General features: G+C 68.6%; 18 protein-coding genes and 3 pseudogenes. 7 read left to right on the top strand and 14 right to left on the bottom strand.

Going from position 1 to position 19,812, the window contains the following annotated elements; translation table 11 throughout:
* Nucleotides 1-2 precede the first annotated feature (2 nt).
* Complete coding sequence (locus tag BN3385_RS11780) at nucleotides 3-620, top strand: hypothetical protein (protein WP_059016957.1); 618 nt, start codon at nucleotides 3-5, stop codon at nucleotides 618-620.
* Here BN3385_RS11780 and pcrA read toward each other — a convergent pair.
* Complete coding sequence (gene pcrA / locus BN3385_RS11775; RefSeq protein ID WP_059016956.1) at nucleotides 617-2,956, bottom strand: DNA helicase PcrA; 2,340 nt, start codon at nucleotides 2,954-2,956, stop codon at nucleotides 617-619. The two genes, BN3385_RS11780 and pcrA, sit on opposite strands and share 4 nt — an antisense overlap.
* Nucleotides 2,957-3,180: 224 nt before the next feature.
* On the opposite strand from pcrA, the pseudogene BN3385_RS11770 reads away from it, so the two are divergent.
* Nucleotides 3,181-3,462, top strand: a pseudogene (locus tag BN3385_RS11770) (chorismate mutase); the annotation flags it as partial.
* A gap of 38 nt (nucleotides 3,463-3,500) precedes the next feature.
* Here the strand turns inward: BN3385_RS11770 and BN3385_RS28125 are convergent.
* Both BN3385_RS28125 and BN3385_RS11765 read right to left on the bottom strand, forming a co-directional pair.
* On the bottom strand, nucleotides 3,501-3,659 hold the full coding sequence (locus tag BN3385_RS28125) for a hypothetical protein (RefSeq protein WP_156432727.1): 159 nt from the start codon (nucleotides 3,657-3,659) through the stop codon (nucleotides 3,501-3,503).
* Between the two features lie 48 nt (nucleotides 3,660-3,707).
* Nucleotides 3,708-5,165: an NAD-dependent succinate-semialdehyde dehydrogenase gene (locus BN3385_RS11765; protein WP_059016954.1), complete on the bottom strand. Its 1,458-nt coding sequence runs from the start codon at nucleotides 5,163-5,165 to the stop codon at nucleotides 3,708-3,710.
* Between the two features lie 51 nt (nucleotides 5,166-5,216).
* On the opposite strand from BN3385_RS11765, the gene pgi reads away from it, so the two are divergent.
* A complete protein-coding gene (gene pgi / locus BN3385_RS11760) occupies nucleotides 5,217-6,866 on the top strand; it encodes a glucose-6-phosphate isomerase (RefSeq protein ID WP_059016953.1) in 1,650 nt (549 codons plus the stop codon).
* Between the two features lie 59 nt (nucleotides 6,867-6,925).
* On the opposite strand, the gene BN3385_RS11755 is transcribed toward pgi, so the two are convergent.
* The 9 genes and pseudogenes from BN3385_RS11755 to BN3385_RS11725 all read right to left on the bottom strand — a co-directional run bounded on the left by BN3385_RS11755 (nucleotide 6,926) and on the right by BN3385_RS11725 (nucleotide 13,947).
* Nucleotides 6,926-7,144 (bottom strand): hypothetical protein, encoded by a 219-nt coding sequence (locus BN3385_RS11755; protein ID WP_059016952.1) that lies wholly within the window; start codon nucleotides 7,142-7,144, stop codon nucleotides 6,926-6,928.
* A gap of 8 nt (nucleotides 7,145-7,152) precedes the next feature.
* Nucleotides 7,153-7,431, bottom strand: coding sequence for a hypothetical protein (locus BN3385_RS28120; protein ID WP_156432726.1), 279 nt, complete (start codon nucleotides 7,429-7,431; stop codon nucleotides 7,153-7,155).
* A 129-nt stretch (nucleotides 7,432-7,560) separates the two neighbouring features.
* Nucleotides 7,561-8,310: an SDR family oxidoreductase gene (locus BN3385_RS11750; RefSeq protein ID WP_059016951.1), complete on the bottom strand. Its 750-nt coding sequence runs from the start codon at nucleotides 8,308-8,310 to the stop codon at nucleotides 7,561-7,563.
* A gap of 16 nt (nucleotides 8,311-8,326) precedes the next feature.
* Nucleotides 8,327-8,785 (bottom strand): zinc finger domain-containing protein, encoded by a 459-nt coding sequence (locus BN3385_RS28920; RefSeq protein WP_231748842.1) that lies wholly within the window; start codon nucleotides 8,783-8,785, stop codon nucleotides 8,327-8,329.
* Between the two features lie 159 nt (nucleotides 8,786-8,944).
* A pseudogene (locus BN3385_RS28915) lies at nucleotides 8,945-9,190 on the bottom strand (DNA-formamidopyrimidine glycosylase family protein); the annotation flags it as partial.
* Between the two features lie 23 nt (nucleotides 9,191-9,213).
* Nucleotides 9,214-9,606, bottom strand: a complete 393-nt coding sequence (locus BN3385_RS11740; RefSeq protein ID WP_059016949.1) for a phage holin family protein — start codon at nucleotides 9,604-9,606, stop codon at nucleotides 9,214-9,216.
* Between the two features lie 116 nt (nucleotides 9,607-9,722).
* Entirely contained in the window at nucleotides 9,723-10,457 is a 735-nt protein-coding gene (gene cobF, locus BN3385_RS11735) for a precorrin-6A synthase (deacetylating) (RefSeq protein ID WP_059016948.1), read from the bottom strand.
* Nucleotides 10,458-10,468: 11 nt separating this feature from the next.
* On the bottom strand, nucleotides 10,469-11,647 hold the full coding sequence (locus tag BN3385_RS11730; RefSeq protein ID WP_059016947.1) for an MFS transporter: 1,179 nt from the start codon (nucleotides 11,645-11,647) through the stop codon (nucleotides 10,469-10,471).
* Entirely contained in the window at nucleotides 11,644-13,947 is a 2,304-nt protein-coding gene (locus BN3385_RS11725) for a heavy metal translocating P-type ATPase (RefSeq protein ID WP_059016946.1), read from the bottom strand. The genes BN3385_RS11730 and BN3385_RS11725 overlap by 4 nt, the downstream gene beginning before the upstream one ends.
* 30 nt (nucleotides 13,948-13,977) lie before the next feature.
* Between BN3385_RS11725 and BN3385_RS11720 the strand changes: the two genes are divergently transcribed.
* Complete coding sequence (locus BN3385_RS11720) at nucleotides 13,978-14,466, top strand: DUF2231 domain-containing protein (RefSeq protein ID WP_059016945.1); 489 nt, start codon at nucleotides 13,978-13,980, stop codon at nucleotides 14,464-14,466.
* Between the two features lie 2 nt (nucleotides 14,467-14,468).
* Here the strand turns inward: BN3385_RS11720 and BN3385_RS11715 are convergent, their stop codons facing one another.
* Nucleotides 14,469-15,437 carry a helix-turn-helix transcriptional regulator gene (locus tag BN3385_RS11715; protein ID WP_059016944.1) on the bottom strand — a complete coding sequence of 323 codons (969 nt, stop codon included), beginning with the start codon at nucleotides 15,435-15,437 and terminating at the stop codon, nucleotides 14,469-14,471.
* Nucleotides 15,438-15,669: 232 nt separating this feature from the next.
* Between BN3385_RS11715 and BN3385_RS11710 the strand changes: the two genes are divergently transcribed.
* A complete protein-coding gene (locus tag BN3385_RS11710) occupies nucleotides 15,670-16,536 on the top strand; it encodes a TIGR03619 family F420-dependent LLM class oxidoreductase (protein ID WP_059016943.1) in 867 nt (288 codons plus the stop codon).
* Between the two features lie 3 nt (nucleotides 16,537-16,539).
* Here the strand turns inward: BN3385_RS11710 and BN3385_RS11705 are convergent, their stop codons facing one another.
* Nucleotides 16,540-17,340, bottom strand: a complete 801-nt coding sequence (locus BN3385_RS11705; protein WP_059016942.1) for an enoyl-CoA hydratase/isomerase family protein — start codon at nucleotides 17,338-17,340, stop codon at nucleotides 16,540-16,542.
* Nucleotides 17,341-17,384: 44 nt separating this feature from the next.
* Here BN3385_RS11705 and BN3385_RS11700 point away from each other — a divergent pair, with 44 nt between their 5' ends.
* A complete protein-coding gene (locus tag BN3385_RS11700; protein ID WP_059016941.1) occupies nucleotides 17,385-17,813 on the top strand; it encodes a type II toxin-antitoxin system Rv0910 family toxin in 429 nt (142 codons plus the stop codon).
* A 100-nt stretch (nucleotides 17,814-17,913) separates the two neighbouring features.
* Nucleotides 17,914-19,794 (top strand): annotated as a pseudogene (locus tag BN3385_RS11695) (propionyl-CoA synthetase); the annotation flags it as partial.
* Nucleotides 19,795-19,812 lie beyond the last annotated feature (18 nt).

Here is a 19,812-nt window from a genome sequence, read left to right as displayed (position 1 = left end):
GCGTGGCTCACCCGAACGACCCGCGTTCGACCCCGCCGATCATCCGGCGTCAACCCTCAGGGCCCATCCCCCGGCCCGACGACACCCGCACCGGCATCATCAGACGCGCGCCGACCGGCCCGATCCCGCCGATCGCCGAGGGGCGCACCACCCACATTCCCCGGCCTCCCGTCGAGGAGGCGCCGACCGGCCTGATCCGGCGTGCCGAACCCGTCACGGTGCCGCCGCGGGCCACCCCCGTCATCGACATCTCGACCGGCCGCACCGCCATCGCCGCGAGCGCGGTCAGCATCGTCAGCGGCTGGGCCACCGCGGTGGTGGCCACCGACCTGATCGCCGGCTGGTGGCATACCGACCGATTGTTCTGTCTCGCAGTCGGTTTCCTCACGGTGCTGTTCGCCGGCAGCACGATCTCCGGGGTGATCCTGCTGCTGTTGCGCCGCTCAGTGGGCTGTTATCTGATCACCTTCGGCGCCGTGATCGCGCTGCTGACGTTCGGCAGCGTGTTCATCGCCGGTGCCCGCATTCCGTGGCCGGTGTACCTGATTCCGGTGCTGCCGCTGGCGAGTCTTGTTCTGGCGCTTCACTCGTCGACGAAGCGCTGGTGCCGGGTCCGCTAGAGCTTGGTCACCGGGGCGTGGTTGTGCATGAGCTTGACCCGGCCGGCGCTGCCGAAGTCGATCAGCGACATCGCCGACTCGCCCATCCCGGAGACTTCCTCGACCCGGCCCAGGCCGTACTTGTCGTGGCTGACCCGGTCGCCGGGTTCGAGCACCAGCAGCGGGCGCTTGCTGCCGCCGGCGGGCCGCATCGGCGAGGGCCGCGGGGTGCCGAACCGGCCGGCCCCGCTGACCGGGGCACTGTAGGACGGCGTGGGATCGGTGCGACGCCAGTCCAGCAGATGCTCGGGAATCTCGCGCAGGAACCGTGATTCGGGGTTGAGCATGGGCTGACCCCACGACGAGCGCACCTTGGCCCGGGTCAGGTAGAGCCGCTGGCGGGCGCGGGTGATCCCGACGTAGGCCAGCCGGCGTTCCTCGGACAGTTCGGTCGGATCGCCCAGTGCCCGCATGTGCGGGAACATGCCGTCCTCCCAGCCGGTCACGAATACCACCGGGAACTCCAGGCCCTTGGCGGTGTGCAGCGTCATCAGTGTGACCACACCGGAGTCGTGCTCGGGCAGTTCGTCGGAGTCGGCGACCAGCGACACCCGCTCCAGGAACTCGGCGAGGATCCCGGTCTGCGGCACGTCCTCGTCAGCCTCCGCAGCGCCTTCGCCCTCCTGCGCCAGCGCGGCGGCGTTGGCCCGGTCGGTGCTGAATTCGTGTGCGACGCTGACCAATTCGTTGAGGTTGTCCAGCCGGGCCAGGTCCTGCGGGTCGCTGGAGGCCTCCAGTTCCCGGCGATAGCCGGTGCGATCGAGGACGGCCTCGACGAGGTCGCCCAGTTCGTTGTCCAGGCGGCCGCGCAGATCGTCGAGCAGGTTGACGAAGCTGGCGATCGCCTTCTCCGAACGGGTGTTGAGCATCGGCACCTTGCCCTGCGCCGCGGCGACCAGGGCGTCGGCGAAGGTGGCGCCGGTGTTCTCGGCATAGACCGCCACGCAGGCCTCGGCGCGGTCGCCGATCCCGCGGCGCGGGGTGTTCAGGATGCGCCGCAGGCTCACCGCATCCCCGGGGTTGTCGAGCACGCGCAGGTAGGCGACGATGTCGCGAATCTCCTTGCGCTCGTAGAACCGAACGCCGCCGACCACCTTGTAGGGAATGCCCGCGCGGATGAACACCTCTTCGAGTGCGCGCGAGGAGTTGTTGGTCCGGTAGAACACCGCGACGTCGTTGTACGAGATGCCGTCACGATCGGCCAGGGCATCGATCTCACCGGCGACGAACCGGGCCTCGTCGTGCTCGTTGTCGGCGACGTAGCCAGTGATCAGCTCGCCGTCCCCGGCGTCGGTCCACAGTCGCTTCTCCCGGCGGTTGGCGTTGCGGGAGATCACTGAGTTGGCCGCGTTCAGGATGTTCTGGGTGGACCGGTAGTTCTGCTCGAGCAGGATCGTGGTGGCGTCCGGGAAGTCGCGCTCGAAATCCTCGATGTTGCGGATGGTGGCGCCGCGGAAGGCGTAGATCGACTGGTCGGCGTCACCCACCACGCACAGCTCACTGGGCGGCACGGTGTCGGTGTCCGGGGCACCCACCCCAACCAGCTCGCGGACCAGGACGTACTGGGCGTGGTTGGTGTCCTGGTACTCGTCGACCAGGATGTGCCGGAACCGCCTGCGGTAGTACTGGGCGATCTGCGGGAAGGCCTGCAGCACCGCGACCGTCTCACCGATCAGGTCGTCGAAGTCCAGCGCATTGGCCGCCCGCAGCCGCCGCTGGTACTCGCCGTAGACGGTGGCCACGGTGCGGGCCAGGTCGTCGGTATTGGTGTCCAGCGCGGCCACCGCGTCCTCGGGGCTGATGAGCTCGTTCTTGAGGTTGGAGATCCCGTTGGCCAGCAGTCGCGGCGAATAGCGCTTGACGTCCAGGCCCATGTCCTTGCCGATCATCAGCAGCAGGCGGCGCGAATCGTCGGCGTCGTAGATCGAGAAGTTGGAGTTCAGCCCGGGCACCAGCGAGGCCTGGTTACGCAGGATCCGCACACAGGTGGAGTGGAACGTCGACACCCACATGTTGCGGGCCCGCGGGCCGACCAGCGCGACGACCCGTTCCCGCATCTCGGCGGCGGCCTTGTTGGTGAACGTGATAGCCAGAATCTGGCCGGGCCCGACGTCGCGGGCGGCCAGCAGGTAGGCGATCCGGCGGGTGAGGACGGCCGTCTTGCCCGATCCGGCGCCGGCGACGATGAGCAGCGGGGCGCCCTCATGCAGCACCGCCTGACGCTGCTGCGGGTTGAGACCGTCGAGAAGCTCGGCTGCGTCGGCGGGACGTTTGAAGTCGGTCACGTGCACACTCATGTCTGACCCAACTTACCGCTGTATGGCGACAGTTTTTTGCACAAGACCGGCGCGTGGTGGCACACTCATTTTGTGCTTACTGCACCGCAGCGATTTTTCTACGGGTACCGGATCGCGGTACCCGTGGAGGCATAGCTGCTCGAACCCGAGAGCCCCGCGGTCCGCATCCGGATCCGGGGCTCGTCTCTTGTGTGAGGTCCGGACCGCGATGAGACCCCAGCACACACGAGGAGAACAGAGCCATGACCGTAGAAGCCGAGCAGATGTCTGATATCGACGCGTTGCGCCAGGAGATCGACCGCCTCGACGCCGAGATTCTGGCTGCGGTCAAACGCCGCAAAGAGGTCTCGCAGGAAATCGGCCGCGCCCGGATGGCCTCCGGCGGCACCCGGCTGGTGCACAGCCGCGAGATGAAGGTGATCGAGCGCTACGGCGAGCTGGGTCCCGATGGCAAGGACCTGGCGATGCTGCTGCTGCGGATGGGCCGCGGCCGGCTCGGGCACTGAGGCCGGCCATCGGACACAGCCGGCTCGGGCACTAGCCCTCAGCAGCGCGTCAGATCCCGGTCCACGATCTTGTGGCGCCGCGATGCCGGCGGAAGCAGCTGATCGAGGGCCAGCATCAGCCCACCCACAGCGCCGCCGATCTGGGCGACCACCAGCTCAGGTAGGGCACGGCGCTCGGCGACATCAGTGGTCTTCATGAGCGCCTGGATACCCCACGCCTGCGATCGCAAGCGTGGGGTACGCCACTATTTGGTCAGCGCGATGTACTTGGTGTCGAGGTATTCCTCGATGCCCTCGTAGCCGCCCTCGCGGCCGAAACCGGACTCCTTGACCCCGCCGAACGGCGCGGCCGGGTCGGAGATGACACCACGGTTGACGCCGACCATGCCCGACTCCAGCGATTCGGCCACCCGCAGCGCCCGGTCCAGCGACTCGGTATAGATGTAGGACGCCAGGCCGTACTCGGTGTCGTTGGCGGCGGCGATGCCCTCTTCCTCGGTGTCGAACCCGATGATCGGGGCGACCGGTCCGAAGACCTCTTCCTTGAGGATGCGGGCGTCGGCCGGGACGTCGGTCAGCACGGTGGCCGGGTAGAAGCAGCCGGGGCCGCCGGGGGCCTGGCCGCCGAGGGCCACGGTGGCGCCCTTCTCCACGGCGTCGTCGACCAGTTCCTGAACCGAGCTGACCTGCTTGGCGTTGACCAGCGGGCCGAGCTTGGCCGTGGGATCCAGCCCGTTGCCCAGGTTCACCTCGCCCATCCGCTTGACGAACTTGTCGGTGAACTCGTCGATCACCGCGTTGGAGACGTGCAGCCGGTTGGCAGCGGTGCAGGCCTCGCCGCCGTTGCGCATCTTGGCCAGCATCGCGCCCTCGACGGCGGCGTCGACGTCGGCGTCGTCAAACACCACGAACGGGGCGTTGCCGCCGAGCTCCATCGAGGTGCGCAGCAGCGCGTCCGCGGACTGCTTCACCAGTGCCTTACCCACCCCGGTCGAGCCGGTGAAGGTGAGCTTGCGCAGCCGGCCGTCGTCGATCAGCGCGGTGGTGACCTCACGCGGCTGGTTGGTCGGCAGCACCGAGAGCACACCCTTGGGCAGCCCGGCCTCGTCGATCAGCTTGGCCAGCAGCAGCATGCTCAGCGGCGTCTCCTGGGCCGGCTTGACGATCATGGTGCAGCCCGCGGCCAGGGCCGGACCGATCTTGCGGGTGCCCATCGCCAGCGGAAAGTTCCACGGCGTGATGGCGTAGCAGGGGCCGACGGGCGCCTTGGTCACGATGATGCGGCCGGTGCCGGCCGGGGCCTGGGTGTAGCGGCCGCCGATACGGACCGCCTCCTCGGCGAACCAGCGGAAGAACTCCGCGCCGTACTTCACCTCACCCTGGCTCTCGGCGAACACCTTGCCCATCTCGAGGGTCATCAGGGTGGCGATCTCGTCGGTGCGCTCGATGATCGTTTCGAACACCGCACGCAGGATCTCGCCGCGCTCGCGCGGCGGGGTCGCGGCCCACTCGGCCTGCACCGCACAGGCCGCGTCGAGCGCGGCGATCGCGTCCTCGGCGGTGGCATTGGCCACCTTCGTCAGCACCTCGTCGTTGGACGGGTCGAGCACGTCATAGGTCGACGAGGCTTCCCGCTCCTGTCCGCCGATCCACAATCCGGTGGGGACCGACGCCAACAGCCGTTCAATGTCTGGAGAGCTCATAGGCTCCATCATCCCCTCCCCAGGACACTTCCCCGCATTAGGGTTCTTGGAATGACCGCCGACATTTCCGCCACCCCGCAATGGAACGCGCTGCGTCGTCACCACGACGAGATCGCCGGCAAACATCTTCGTGAGTTCTTCGCCGATGATCCCGACCGCGGCCGTGAGCTGACCATGACCGTCGGGGACCTCTACATCGACTACAGCAAGCACCGGGTGACCCGCGAGACGCTGGATCTGCTGGTCGATCTGGCCCGTGCGGCCAAGCTCGAGGAGCGCCGCGACGCGATGCTGTCGGGGGTGCACATCAACACCTCCGAGGACCGGGCAGTGCTGCACACGGCACTGCGGTTGCCCCGTGACGCGGCACTGGTGGTCGACGGCCAGAACGTGGTGGCCGACGTGCACGAGGTGCTCGACGCCATGGGTGCGTTCACCGATCGGCTACGCAACGGCGAGTGGACGGGTGCCACCGGCAAGCGGATCACCACGGTGGTCAACATCGGTATCGGCGGCTCGGACCTGGGCCCGGTGATGGTGTACCAGGCACTGCGACACTACGCCGATGCGGGCATCTCGGCGCGGTTCGTCTCCAACGTCGACCCCGCCGACCTGGTGGCCAAGCTCGACGGACTCGACCCTGCCACAACGCTTTTCATCATCGCTTCCAAGACGTTCTCGACGCTGGAGACGCTGACCAACGCCACCGCCGCGCGGCGCTGGCTCACGGATGCACTGGGCGATGACGCGGTGTCCAAGCACTTCGTCGCGGTGTCGACGAACGCCAAACTGGTCGACGAGTTCGGCATCGACACCGCCAACATGTTCGGCTTCTGGGACTGGGTGGGCGGCCGGTACTCGGTGGACTCCGCAATCGGCCTGTCGGTGATGGCGGTGATCGGCAAGGAGGCGTTCGCCGATTTCCTGTCCGGATTCCACGTCGTGGACCGGCATTTCGCCACCGCACCGCTGGAGCAGAATGCACCGGCGCTGCTGGGCTTGATCGGCCTGTGGTACTCGGACTTCTTCGGCGCGGAAACCCGTGCGGTGCTGCCGTATTCGAATGACCTGTCACGGTTCGCGGCCTACCTGCAGCAGCTGACGATGGAGTCCAACGGCAAGTCGGTGCAGGCCGACGGCACTCCGGTGACGACCTCGACCGGCGAAATCTTCTGGGGTGAGCCGGGAACCAACGGCCAGCACGCGTTCTATCAACTGCTGCACCAGGGCACCCGCCTGGTGCCTGCCGACTTCATCGGATTCAGCGAGCCCACCGACGACCTGCCGACCGCCGACGGCACGGGCAGCATGCACGACCTGCTGATGAGCAACTTCTTCGCCCAGACCCAGGTGCTGGCCTTCGGCAAGACCGCCGAGGAGATCGCGGCCGAAGGCACTGCGCCGAATGTGGTGCCGCACAAGGTGATGCCGGGCAACCGGCCGTCGACGTCGATCCTGGCCCGGCGGCTGACGCCGTCGGTGGTGGGCCAGCTGATCGCGCTCTACGAGCATCAGGTGTTCACCGAGGGCGTGATCTGGGGGATCGACTCGTTCGACCAGTGGGGTGTCGAACTGGGCAAGACCCAGGCGAAGGCACTGCTCGGAGTCATTACCAGCGACGGTTCCCCGGTGGAGCAGACCGACAGCTCGACCGACGAGCTGGTGCGCCGCTACCGCGAGGAACGCGGCCGGGTTCGCTAAGCCGCCAGGCGAAGCGAGGCCCGGCCATCAGGCAGGGCCGGGTTCGCTAGCCGGGTTCGTTAGCCGTTCAGACTGCCGGGCGGCCAGTCGACGCCGATCTCATCGCAGATCGGCGGGATGATGATCAGCGAGCCGCGCGGACTGCAGAACGGGGTGCCCGGCGGCGGACCGGCCGGCGCGGGGATCGGGGTCGGGAACTGGTTGGGCCCTTCCCAGTAGTTCGCCGCCGAGTGGGTGAACACATCCCAGTCGTAGTAGTAGGTGTGGCAGACGCTCATATCCCAGTTCAGCTGACCGTCCGGGCGGGGCGGGTCGTTGGGCAGCGGGGCGCCGGGACACCACTGGAACGGCCCGGAGGTGTATAGTAGGTGTGGCAGACGCTCATATCCCAGTTCAGCTGACCGTCCGGGCGGGGCGGGTCGTTGGGCAGCGGGGCGCCGGGACACCACTGGAACGGCCCGTAGGTGTAGGCATGGGCCGGGCCGGATCCGATCGCGACCGCGGCCACCGCGCAGCCAGCGAACGCCCCAGCGGCCGTCGCCATTCGTGCAATGTTGACCTTCATCTGCGGATACTAGGACCGCCGCCGGCCCTGGTACGCAGGTTTGGCAATTTTCCGCGATGTCGCCGACAGTAACCTCACGGCGGAAAATCGCCCTCCAGACCGCCGTGAGGTTACTGTCGGCGGCCCAGATCAGGCGAACGGCTTGGTGAACCGCGGCGGCAGCAGCTTGAGCAGGCTGACCAGCGGCACCCACGGCCAGCTCGGGACGATCGCGCGGCCGGTCTCGCGTTCGATGGCCTTGACGATCTGGCGCACCCCGGTTTCGTTGTCGACCATCAGCATCGTCGTATTCGACTTGGCCGTCATCTCCGACTCGATGTAGCCGGGCTCGATGACGGTGACTCTGATGGGGCCCGACGGGTACTCGGCGCGCAGGGACTCACCGAGCGAGGACACCCCGGCCTTGGAGGCGCAGTAGGCCGCCTTCACCCCGGGCACGCCCTTGTTGCCCAGCACGCTGGAGATCAGCACCAGGTGCCCCGAGCCGGAAGCTCTGAACATCTCCAGCGCGGTCTCGGTCTGCACGAGGGCAGACACGAGGTTGGTCTCGATGGTGGACTTGTTGGCCCACAACTTGCCCGACCCGAGCGGCGCCCCCTTGCCGATCCCGGCGTTCACGATGACGCGGTCCAGCCCGCCGAGTTGCTCGGCCAGGTCGGCGAACACCTTGGGCACCTGCTCGTGGTCGTTGACGTCGAGGGCGGCGACCGCGACGGTGATGTTCGGGTGCCGCGAGGTGAGTTCGGCCTTGAGTTCATCGAGCCGGTCGACGCGCCGCGCGCACAGCGCCAGGTCACGTCCCTTGGCGGCGAACTGGCGGGCCATGCCCGCGCCGAGGCCGGAACTCGCGCCGGTGATGAGGATGTTCTGCCGGGTCATGTCGGCAGCTTAACGACTACTTCAGCAACCGTGACAACCGCCGGTCGGCCAGCACCTTGCCGCCGGTCTGACACGTCGGGCAGTACTGAAAAGACTTGTCCGCGAACGACACTTCCCGCACCGTATCCCCGCAGACGGGGCAGGGCAGACCGGTGCGGGCATGCACTCGCAGACCGGATCGCTTCTCCCCCTTGAGGGTGGCGGCCTGCTGGCCCACCGACCGCTGCACCGCGTCGGTCAGCACCGTGATCATGGCGTCGTGCAGTACCGACACCTGGGCCTCGGTGAGTTTGTTGGCCGTTGCGAACGGCGACAACTTGGCGACGTGCAGGATCTCGTCGCTGTAGGCATTGCCGATCCCGGCGATGACCTTCTGGTCGGTGATCACCGTCTTGATCCGGCCGGACTGCCCGGCCAGCACCTCGCCGAGCGCGTCGCCGGTGAGTTCCAGCGCGTCAGGGCCCAGCGTCGCGATACCGGGTACCTCAGCCGGGTCTCGCACGATCCAGACCGCCAGCCGCTTCTGCGTGCCGGCCTCGGTGAGGTCGAAACCCGGTGCCTCGCCGGGTGTTCCGAGATGCACCCGCAGCGCGATCGGACCCTTGCCGGGCTTGAGCGGTGCGGGGGCCAGCTTGTCCGACCAGCGCAGCCAGCCGGCTCGCGACAGGTGGGTGATCAGGTACAGCTCGCCGGCCTGCAGCCCGAGGTATTTGCCCCAGCGGTGCGCTCCGGTGACGGCCTGGCCGTGCAGCGCGGTGGGCGGCGGGTCGAACGTCTTGAGCACCGAGAGGGCGCCGACGTCGACGCGACCGATGGTCGCACCCGCCGCATGGCGGCGCAGGTGGTCGGCCAACGCCTCGACTTCGGGCAGTTCGGGCATGGCTCCAGGCTAGCGACTGTGCGCTAGACCCGGTCGGCGCTGCGCAGCGGCAGGGAGAACAGCCAGCCGACGATCGACAGCACGATCGCCGCCCAGATGGCCGTCCACCAGAACTGGTTGATCTGCAGTCCCCAGTGCGTGGTGTTCTCGGTGATCCAGGCGGTGATCCACAGCATCAGGGCGTTGATCACGACGTGGATCAGGCCGAGGGTGAGGATGTAGAGCGGGATCGACACGATCTGCACGATCGGCTTGATGATCGCGTTGACGAGGCCGAAGATCACCGCGACGACCAGGACGATGCCCACCCGTTGCAGGGTGGTATCGCCGCCGACGAAGTTGATGCCCGGCACGATGAGCGTGACGACCCACAGCGCCAGCCCGGTGACGGCGGCGCGCAGGAGAAATGACCCCATGGGTGTGATCCTCCCATGCTCGCGCCGCCCGGCGTCGAGATCGACGTTTTGGTGCGATCCACTCGACCTTTCGCGCCCGTTTGTCGGTGTGGGCGAAAGGGGCGGGGCGCTGTCTGTCAGGGGCGCAGCAGGTAGATGTCCATGATCCAGCCATGCCGGGCGCGCGCCTCGGCGCGCACCGCGGCGATGTGGTCGCCAACCTCGCCGACCGTGCCGGCCACCAGGATCTCGTCGGGCGTCCCCAGGTAGGCGCCCCACCAGATCCGGGTCTGCGGCGGGCAGCCCAGAAACGAGCACTCGCCGTCGAGCATCACCACGGCCGACCCGGTCAGGCCGCTGCCGCGCAGCTGGCGTCCGGTGGTGATCAGAACCGGTTCGCCGACGTCGTTGAGCGGGATCCGGTGCCGGGCTGTCAACGCCTGCACAGCGGTGATCCCCGGGATCACGTCGAATTCGAACTCCACATGGCCGGCCACCTGCTCGAGGATGCGCAGGGTGCTGTCGTACAGCGAGGCATCCCCCCAGGCCAGGAATGCTCCGACACCGTCGGGCCCGAGTTCGGTCTCGATGGCCTTGGCCCACATCCGGGCCCGCGCGGTGTGCCAGTCGGCGACGGCCTGGGTGTAGTCACCGTCGGCGGCCCGCTTGGGATCGGGGAGTTCGACGAACCGGTATCCCGGCCGGGTGATGAAGCGGCGGCAGATCTCGCGGCGCAACTCGACGAGGTCGCTCTTGGCCTCGCCCTTGTCCATCGCGAAGAACACCTCGGTGTCGTTGAGCGCCCGCACCGCCTGCGCCGTCACATAGTCGGGATCGCCGGCGCCGATGCCGATGACGTGGATGCGACGCATGACCGCAGAGCCTAACCAGTGCGACGGATCAGCCACGGCAGCAGGAGTGCGGCCGCGAACACCCCACCGACGACGCCGGACACCAGCAGCGGCAGCTGCCCGTCGGCACCCCACAGCAGGCCGGCCCATATGCCCGCCGCCAGGATCGCCAGCCCGCTGGCACCCTGGAACACCCCCTGCGCGCTGGCCTGCCGGTCGTCGGGCACCAGCGCAGAAATCCATGCCTTGCCCACGCCGTCGGTGCATGCCGTGAACAATCCGTAGGCGGCGATCAGCAGCCAGGCCGTCAGGTGATCCGTGGTCAGCCCCAGACCGATGTAGCCGATCGCGAAGAACACCAGCCCGACGCCGAACACCGCCGAGCGCGGCAGCCGGTCGGACAGCGCCCCGGCCGGAAAACTGGCCAGCGCATAGACCAGGTTGTAGCCGACGTAGGCCAGAATCACCCCGACCACGCCGAAGCCGATCTCGTTGAGCCGCAACAACAACAGCGCATCGGGAAAGTTGACGACGCCGAAGCCCACCACGATGGCGGTCACCCGCCAGTACCGGCCGGGTAGCTCACGCAGTCCGGCAAAGATCGGCTGGCGCGGCGGACGCGGACCGGTGCGGCGCTGTTCGCGCACCAGGACGATCAGCAGCACCGACAGCACCGCGGGCACGATCGCCACGTAGAGCAACGGCGGAATGCGGTGATCCAGCAGTTCGTATCCGGCCAGGCCGATCAGCGGGCCGACCACCGCACCGAGGGTGTCCATCGTGCGATGGAATCCGAACACCTTGCCCCGCAACGAGTTATCGATCCCCTCGACGAGCAGCGCGTCGCGCGGCACCCCGCGGATACCTTTGCCGAGCCGGTCGACCACCCGCCCCGCCAGGACTCCCGGCCAGGCCACGGCGATCGCGATGATCACCTTGCCCAGCGCGGCCATGCCGTATCCGGTGGCGATCAGCGGACGTTTGGCGAATCGGTCACCCAGCGGCCCGACCGCGAGTTTGGTCATCGAGGCCGCGCCCTCGGCGGCACCCTCGATGGCGCCCACCACCGACGGCGGCGCGCCCAGCACGGTCGTCAGATAGATCGGCAGCAGCGGGTAGAGCAGCTCGCTGGCGGCGTCCTGCAGAAAGGACACCGCCGAGAGCACCCGCACATTACGGGTCAGCCAGATCCGCGAAAAGCGTTGCGTCATGCGGTGTTCAGGAAGGTGGGCGCCAGCACGAAGAAGTTCTCCTCTTCCTGGACGAAGTGCAGACACAGCAGCGCGTACAGCCCGTACAGGCAGGCCAGCAGATCGTCGGCCTGCTCGGGCCGCACGCCGCCGTTCTCGTCAGCGACTTCGCGGTGGGTGTGCAATCGCTCGGAAAGCCGGTGGATTTCGGCGTGCATGCGGCTCATGGTCGCGGTCGCTTCGGGACTGCCCAGCGGCTGGGCCAGCTCCGGGTACAGCGCGCTGTCCTCGGCGTCTTCGTGCGGCAGCAGGGTGTCCTGCAGGAAGGTGTCGGCGGCGCGCAGCGAGTCCAGGGCTGCCGGGTCGCCCGCGCCGATCTGGTGGGCGGCATCGCGCAGCACCGACAGGTCGTCGCGCATCCGGTCGTGTTCGGCGGAGAACCGGGCCACCAGCTGTTCGGCGTCGTGACTCAGTGGCGGCGGCCCGGTGTGGTCGCCACGCAGGGCCCGCAGTGCGTTAAGGATCACGGCCAGGTCGATCCCCTCTTGCAGCAGCGCGCCGGCCGCCGGCGGCAGCCACCCGAAAGCCGCGAACCCCATCGCGACCAACGACAGTCCCATGCCCACCCCGGCGCTCTGCACGGCGATGCGCCGGGATCGCCGGGCGATCAGCTTGGCGTCGGCCAGCCGGTCCAGCCGGTCGGCGGTCAAAACGATGTCGGCGGCCTCCGAACTGGCGGTCGATCCGCGGGCGCCCATCGCGATACCGACGTCGGCGGCGGCCAGCGCGGGGGCGTCGTTGACGCCGTCGCCCACCATCGCGGTGACGGCCTTCTCCCGCTCGGCGCGCACCCTGGCCACCTTGTCGGCCGGGGTCTGCTGGGCGGCGACCTCGTCGAGACCCAACACGGTGCCGATCTGGCGGGCCGGTGCCGGCCGGTCCCCGGTGAGCATCACCAGCCGGGTCATGCCCGCCGAGCGCAGCCGGCGCAGGGTGCGCGGTGCATCGGGCCGCAGCGGATCGGTCAGCAGGATCGCACCGGCCAGTTCGTCGTCGACTTGGACCCAGGCAACGACGGCGGCGTCCAGCGACGCCCGGGACAGCACCCCGGCAGCCCAGTCCGGCAGGTCGTCGTCGAGGTCGAGGTTGCCGACGACGACGCGTCGGCCGTCGACGACGGCCGCGACACCGGTCCCGGCCTGCTCGCTGACTGCCGTGGGCACGCTCAGCGGCACCCCGCGCAGCCGGGCTTCGGCCACGATCGCGGCGGCCAGGATGTGCGGCGACAGCTGGTCGGCGGAGGCCGCCAGCCCGAGAACGCCGTCGACGGTCCAGCCCGGGGCCACCGCGATATCGGTGCCGCGCGGGCGCCCCGAGGTCAGCGTCCCGGTCTTGTCGAGCACCAGAGTGCTTGCCCTGCCGAGGGTTTCGAGGGCTCCGCCGCCGCGAACCAGTACGCCGATCCGCGAGGTTCGGGACAGCCCGGACACGATGGCGACCGGCGCAGCCAGCAGCAGCGGACACGGGGTGGCGACCACCAGCACCGCCACTGCGCGCTCGGCCGTCCCGCTCAGCAGCCAAGCCAGACCGGCCACCGCCAGTGCGGCCGGAACGAACCACACCGCGATCCGGTCGGCGATCCGCACCACCGGCGCCGACTCGGCGGCGGCCTGTTTGGCCAACGCGACAATCCCGGCGTAGGTGCTGTCGGCGGCGGTGGCCGTCGCGCGCATCTCCAGTCCGCCGCCGGCGTTGACCACGCCGCTGCGCACCTCATCACCCTGATCGCGGCGGACGTGGGCGGCCTCACCGGTGAGCGCGGACTCGTCGAGCACCGCGGATTCCGAGAGCACCAAGCCGTCGACGGGCAGCACTTCGCCGGGGCCGACGATCACGATGTCGTCGACCCCGATGGCGTCCAGCCCGACGACCTCGACTTCGTCCCCGACCCGGCGGCGCGCGGTGCGCGGCACCCGATCCAGAAGGGCGCGAAGGTCTTTGGTGGCCCGCCGCTCCGCGGCCGCATCCAGCGCCTGACCCGTCGCGAGCATGACGCCGATCAGCGCCCCGGCCAGATACTCCCCCACCGCCAGCGCGCCGGCCAGCGAGAGCACCGCCAGGATGTCCACCCCGAGGCGGCCGCCCCGCAGCGCGGCGATCACCCACCAGATCGCGGGTCCCAGGGCGGCCACCGTGCCGGCGATCCAGCAGCCGTCGGCGACCGCGTGCGCGCCCAGCAGCCAGGCCACCCCGCCGGCGGCCAGCGCCGCGAGCGTGACCGCGAGCAGCGCCCAGCGCGTCGCATCCTTCACAGCTCTCATGATCCCCCTACCGGGCGTAGTATCCGCCGCGTGTCAACGTTTAACGGACTTCCCGCGCATGTGCTGTTCGTGCACTTCATCGTGGTGCTCGCACCACTGACCGCCATCCTGGCGATCCTGTGCGCGGTGTGGCCCGCCGCCCGCGGCCGGCTGGTGTGGCTGGTGCTGGTCCTGGCCGGCATCGTCGCGGTGCTGACCCCGATTACCACGGAGGCGGGTGAGTACCTGGAGCACCAGGTGGAGCGCACGCCCCTGCTGCACACTCATGCCGAACTCGGCGACACGATGATCTTCTTCGCCGGCGGCCTGCTGATCGCGGCCGTGCTGCTGGCGGTGGTGCACCTGCGGACCAGCCGCGGTAAGTCGGTGTCGACCGCCCTCAACGTGGTGGTCGCGGTGGTGGTGCTGGCCGCCGGCATCGGCGCGATCGTGCAGACCTACCGGATCGGCGATTCCGGGGCGAAGTCCGTCTGGGGTGACGTGCCGCTGACGTCGTCCTCCGGCGAGGACGGCGAATAGCGTCAGCCGCGCAGCGTCACGCTGGGTGACTGGCCGAACTCGGCGCGGTAGGCCTGGCTGAACCGGCCGGTGTGGGCGAAGCCCCAGCGGATGGCGATGGCTGCGACAGTGTCGCGGGCCGGGTCACCCGCCATCAAATCGCGGTGGGCGCGGCGCAACCGGATCTGCCGCAGGTAGGTCATCGGGCTGATGTCCAGATGCCGGCGGAACATGTACTGGACCGCCCGCGGCGTGACGTTGAGGGCGCGGGCCACATCGGTCATCCCGATATCGCGGGTGCAGTTGGCGTGCATGAACTCGATGGCGCGGCGCAACAGCGGCGGTGAGGTGTCCAGGGTGTCGACGGCGTGGTCGACGGCGTCGGCGTAGGTGTTGGGAAAAACCTGCAGCATGGTGGCGGCCAGCAGCCGGACCGCGCCGCCCACCACCACTTCGGAGCCACCGACACCGACCCGGTCCTCCAGCGTGGTGGTGACGTAGTCGACGGCCGTCTGCCATTGCGAGACCGCCGCCGCCGACCGCGGCCGCCCCGAGGTGAACCGGACCGGCCCACGGTCCAGATCCCCGGTGATGTCGGCCAGCGCCGCCGGGGTCAGCGCGGTCAGCGACACCTCGGCGTCGACCAGATGGGCGCGGCAGGGCCGCCCGGGCCGGATGGCCAGCACGACGTCGCCCGCCACACAGGTGTCGGCGTGCGGGTCGGACCCGAGTTGCATGGTGCCGGACTTGAGGTGGGTGACCACGAAGCACGGCGCGGGGTCGGCGTCGAAGGTCAGTTCACCCGGGATGCGCGCGGTGCACAGGCTGACCGGACCCATCACGACGTGGGACAGCGTGACCGGGCGCTCGCCGCGCAATCCCTCGACACGGCCGCGGATGCCATGCGCACTGCCGATGAACTCTGCGACGGCCTCGGGGTCGGCGGTGGTGCACGTACTGCTGTGCGGCGGCGACTCGAGGACTGCGGTCATCGTGGCTCCTGACTTGTGACGGCACACCGCTCACCGCCCCAGCAGGTCTGTTGGAAGTGTCGTCGCATGAGAACCTCGGCGACCGAACTGCCAGGGGCGAAGTTGCGGTGCACACGCCCGTCGACTGCGGACGCTTTGAGCATTGTTCTCAGCTCTGCGGTGAGCGTACCCTGCGCACACCTGATCCGGGAGCATCTTCCCGCGATAACTAGAACACGTTCTACTATCGGGTATGCGATTCACATACGCCGAGGCGATGACCGACCCGTCCTTCTACATCCCGTTGGCCAAGGCCGCCGAAGCCGCAGGTTATGACGCGATGACGATTCCGGACAGTGTCGCCTACCCGTTCGAGTCGGACTCCAAATATCCGTACACCCCGGACGGAAACCGCGAATTTCTCGACGGCAAGTCGTTCATCGAGACCTTCGTGATCACGGCCGCACTCGGCGCGGTGACCGAGCGCCTCAAGTTCAACTTCTTCGTCCTGAAGCTGCCGATCCGCCCGCCGGCCCTGGTGGCCAAGCAGGCCGGCTCGCTGGCCGCACTGATCGGCAACCGCGTCGGACTCGGGGTGGGCACCAGCCCGTGGCCGGAGGACTATGAACTGATGGGCGTGCCGTTCGCCAAGCGCGGCAAGCGAATGGACGAGTGCATCGACATCATCCGCGGCCTGACCACCGGTGACTACTTCGAGTACCACGGCGAGTTCTACGACATCCCGAAGACCAAGATGACCCCGGCGCCCACCGAGCCGATCCCGATCCTCATCGGCGGGCACGCCGACGCCGCCCTGCGCCGGGCGGCCCGCAACGACGGCTGGATGCACGGCGGCGGCGAGGAGGATCTCGACGAACTGCTGGCCAAGCTCAACCGGTTCCGCGAGGAGGAGGGCACCGCCGACAAGGACTTCCAGATCCACGTGATCTCGATCGACGGGTTCACCGTCGACGGCGTCAAGCGCCTGGAGGACAAGGGCGTCACCGACGTGATCGTCGGCTTCCGGATTCCCTACATCAAGGGTCCCGACACCGAGCCGCTGGACGCCAAGATCCGCAACCTGGAGTGGTTCGCCGAGAACGTCATCGCCAAGGCGTAGCGATCACAGCGGGTCCCACTTCGGAGCCCGCTTCTCGCGGTGCGCCAGGGCGGCTTCCATCGGGTTCTTGGTGAAGCCGGTCAGCACCTGCGTCCGGTTCTCGATCTCCTTGGCGTGCCGCAAGCTCGGTGCATCCAGCGCGGCATTCAGCCCGGTCTTGGTCTGCCACACGCCAAAAGCGTTGTTGGCAGCGATGGTTCGGGCCATCGCCAGAGCTGCGTCGGCCAGTGCGTCCTGCGGCACGACCTCGTGCACCAGCCCGATGCGGTAGGCCTCGTCGGCGTCGATGATGCGGCCGGTCAGCATCAGTTCCCGGGCGGCCCCGGCGCCGACGATCCTGGGCAGCAGGTAGCTGGTGCCCATGTCCATCGAGGAGAAGCCGGCCTTGATGAACACCGACCCGAATCGGGCGTTCTCCGAAGCGATCCGGATGTCACAGTGCAGCGCGTAGGCCAGACCGCCGCCGACGGCCACCCCGTTGACCGCGGCGATCACCGGGATGGGCAGCTCGTAGAGCCGGGTCATCTGGTCGGCCAGCCGCACCTGCGCGTCATAGGTGGTCTTGAACGGCGCGCCGGCCGGTGGCGTCCACGGCTCACCGGTGCCGCTGAGATCGGCCCCGGCGCAGAAGCCACGCCCGGCACCGGTCAGCACGGCCACCCGGTAGTTCCACGAACTGAGTTTGTCCAGGGCATCGTCGAGACCGTCGAGCAGGGCACCGTCGATCGCGTTGAGCAGGGCGGGCCGGTTCAGGGTGACGCCTGCGATGCCGTCATCGAGTTCGGTGAATTCCACAGCAGCCATGCGGTGCAGATTAACCCTCCACCGCCAGGGGTATCCCCGCCGCCATGGCCACAGTGGACGTCTCCGTCCCCTCCGACGTTTCCCCGCAACGGGCCTGGGAGCTGGCCTCGGATCTGCACCGCTTCGGCGAATGGATGACGATCTTCGGTGGCTGGCGCAGCCCGGTCCCGGCTCAGATCGCCGCGGGCACCGAGGTGGCATCGCTGATCAAGGTCAAGGGGTTTCGCAACACCATCCACTGGCGGGTGACGGGTTACGACGAACCGCACTGCATCGAGTTGCGCGGGGCCGGCGGCGGGGGCATCGGGATCGGGATCACCATGCGGGTGCTCGACGAGGATCCCGGATCGTGTTTCCGGCTGCTGGCCACCCTGTCCGGTGGGCTGCTCAGCGGTCCGGTCGGACGGATCGTGGCCCGGCTGCTGGAGTCCGATGTCCGCCGCTCGGTGTCCAACCTCGCGGCGCTCGCCTGAGCCGTTCACCGCAGAACTCGGTGCGTTCGGCGACAAATGAGCCACCGATGAGACCTGCGCCACCTCGCCGCGCTACCGTGCAACCACCCAACGACGGGAGGGAGCAGCGATGGGCGGATATCGCGAGTTGTTCGAGGCCAGCCTCGCCGACCCGGCGGCGTTCTGGGCGCAGGCCGCCCAAGCCGTCACGTGGACCCGCGAGCCGCAGCGGATTCTCGACGACAGCAATCCCCCGTTCTACCGCTGGTTCCCGGACGCAGAACTCAACACCTGCGCCAACGCGCTTGACCGGCACGTCGCAGGGGGTCGTGCCGGTCAAGCCGCGCTGATCTACGACTCCCCGATCACCGGCACCAAGCGGGTCTTCACCTACCGCGAATTACTCGATGAGACAGCACGTTTCGCCGGCGCCCTGCGCTCGCTGGGGGTGGGCAAGGGTGACCGCGTGGTCCTCTACATGCCGATGATCCCCGAAGCGGTGATCGCCATGCTCGCCTGCGCACGTCTGGGCGCGGTGCACTCCGTGGTGTTCGGCGGGTTCGCCGCCCACGAACTGGCCACCCGCATCGACGACGCACAGCCGACGGTGATCGTGTCGGCGTCGTGCGGGATCGAACCGACCCGCGTCGTCGAGTACAAGCCGATGCTCGATCACGCCCTGGAGCTGTCGTCACATCAGCCCGGCGCCTGCGTGATCGTGCAGCGCGACCGGTTGCGCTGCGAACTCGTCGAGGGCCGGGATCGGGACTGGACCGAGGTGATGGCTTCTGCGACGCCTGCGGATCCCGTGCCGGTGGCGGCCACCGATCCGCTGTATGTGCTGTACACCTCCGGCACTACCGGCAAGCCCAAGGGCATCGTCCGCGACAACGGCGGACACGCAGTGGCCCTGCTGTGGAGCATGCGCAACGTCTACGACATCGATCCGGGCGATGTGTTCTGGGCGGCCTCCGACGTCGGCTGGGTGGTCGGGCATTCCTACATCGTGTACGGCCCGCTGCTGGCGGGGGCGACGACGGTGCTCTACGAGGGAAAGCCCATCGGCACACCGGATCCCGGCGCGTTCTGGCGGGTGGCTGCCGAGTACGGGGTCAAGGCGCTGTTCACCGCGCCGACGGCGATCCGGGCGATCCGCAAGGAGGATCCGGAGGGTTCGCACATCGGCCGCTACGACCTGTCGGGGTTGAAGTACCTGTTCCAGGCCGGCGAGCGACTGGATCCCGACACCTACGCGTGGGCCTCGGCGAAGCTGGGCATCCCGGTGGTCGATCACTGGTGGCAGACCGAGACCGGGTGGGCCATCGCCGCCAATCCGATGGGCGTGGAACATCTTCCGCTGAAGGCGGGTTCGCCGACGGTGCCGATGCCGGGCTACGACGTGCAGATCCTTCAGGTCGACGGCTCGCCGTGCGCGCCGGGTGAGGAGGGTGCGATCTGCATCAGCCTGCCACTGCCGCCGGGCACGCTGCCCACGCTGTGGGGTGACGATGCCCGGTTCGAGGCCTCGTACCTGTGCGAGCATCCGGGCTTCTACCTCACCGGCGACGGCGGGTTCATCGACGACGACGGGTACCTGTTCGTGATGGGACGGATCGACGACGTGATCAACGTTGCGGGACACCGGTTGTCGACGGGATCGATCGAGGCCGTGCTGGCCTCGCATCCGGCGGTGGCCGAGTGCGCGGTGATCGGTGTGGCCGACGAGATCAAGGGTCAGGTGCCGCGCGGTTTCGTGGTGCTCAAGGCTGGCGCGTCCGCCGACGGGCTGGCCGAGGAACTGGTGGCCTCGGTGCGTGACGAGATCGGCGCGGTGGCCTGCTTCCGGTTGGTCGACGTGGTGCCGGCGCTGCCCAAGACCCGGTCCGGCAAGATCCTGCGCAAGACGATGCGGGGCATCGCGCACGGCAAGGACGAGCCGATGCCCTCGACCATCGAGGACCCCACGGTGCTGGAGACCCTGCGGCCGATCCTGCAGGGCTAGAAGGTTATTCACAGTCCC

The sequence above is a fragment of the Mycobacterium sp. M26 genome (assembly GCF_001494595.1).
Classification (GTDB): Bacteria; Actinomycetota; Actinomycetes; order Mycobacteriales; family Mycobacteriaceae; genus Mycobacterium.
Note: the sequence above shows the minus strand (reverse complement) of the source record. Positions and strands in the feature narration are given on the sequence as shown.

What these genes read in the sequence shown, in the direction of transcription:
- pgi (WP_059016953.1), top strand. Translation starts at nt 5,217, where the DNA reads ATGACCGCCGACATTTCCGCCACCCCGCAATGGAACGCGCTGCGTCGT.
- BN3385_RS11710 (WP_059016943.1), top strand. Translation starts at nt 15,670, where the DNA reads ATGCGATTCACATACGCCGAGGCGATGACCGACCCGTCCTTCTACATC.
- BN3385_RS11765 (WP_059016954.1), bottom strand. Translation starts at nt 5,165, where the DNA reads ATGAGCTCTCCAGACATTGAACGGCTGTTGGCGTCGGTCCCCACCGGA.
- BN3385_RS11750 (WP_059016951.1), bottom strand. Translation starts at nt 8,310, where the DNA reads ATGACCCGGCAGAACATCCTCATCACCGGCGCGAGTTCCGGCCTCGGC.
- BN3385_RS11715 (WP_059016944.1), bottom strand. Translation starts at nt 15,437, where the DNA reads ATGACCGCAGTCCTCGAGTCGCCGCCGCACAGCAGTACGTGCACCACC.
- BN3385_RS11725 (WP_059016946.1), bottom strand. Translation starts at nt 13,947, where the DNA reads ATGAGAGCTGTGAAGGATGCGACGCGCTGGGCGCTGCTCGCGGTCACG.
- BN3385_RS28125 (WP_156432727.1), bottom strand. Translation starts at nt 3,659, where the DNA reads ATGAAGACCACTGATGTCGCCGAGCGCCGTGCCCTACCTGAGCTGGTG.
- BN3385_RS11755 (WP_059016952.1), bottom strand. Translation starts at nt 7,144, where the DNA reads ATGAGCGTCTGCCACACCTACTACTACGACTGGGATGTGTTCACCCAC.
- BN3385_RS28120 (WP_156432726.1), bottom strand. Translation starts at nt 7,431, where the DNA reads ATGAAGGTCAACATTGCACGAATGGCGACGGCCGCTGGGGCGTTCGCT.
- BN3385_RS11700 (WP_059016941.1), top strand. Translation starts at nt 17,385, where the DNA reads ATGGCCACAGTGGACGTCTCCGTCCCCTCCGACGTTTCCCCGCAACGG.
- BN3385_RS11705 (WP_059016942.1), bottom strand. Translation starts at nt 17,340, where the DNA reads ATGGCTGCTGTGGAATTCACCGAACTCGATGACGGCATCGCAGGCGTC.
- pcrA (WP_059016956.1), bottom strand. Translation starts at nt 2,956, where the DNA reads ATGAGTGTGCACGTGACCGACTTCAAACGTCCCGCCGACGCAGCCGAG.
- cobF (WP_059016948.1), bottom strand. Translation starts at nt 10,457, where the DNA reads ATGCGTCGCATCCACGTCATCGGCATCGGCGCCGGCGATCCCGACTAT.
- BN3385_RS11740 (WP_059016949.1), bottom strand. Translation starts at nt 9,606, where the DNA reads ATGGGGTCATTTCTCCTGCGCGCCGCCGTCACCGGGCTGGCGCTGTGG.
- BN3385_RS11730 (WP_059016947.1), bottom strand. Translation starts at nt 11,647, where the DNA reads ATGACGCAACGCTTTTCGCGGATCTGGCTGACCCGTAATGTGCGGGTG.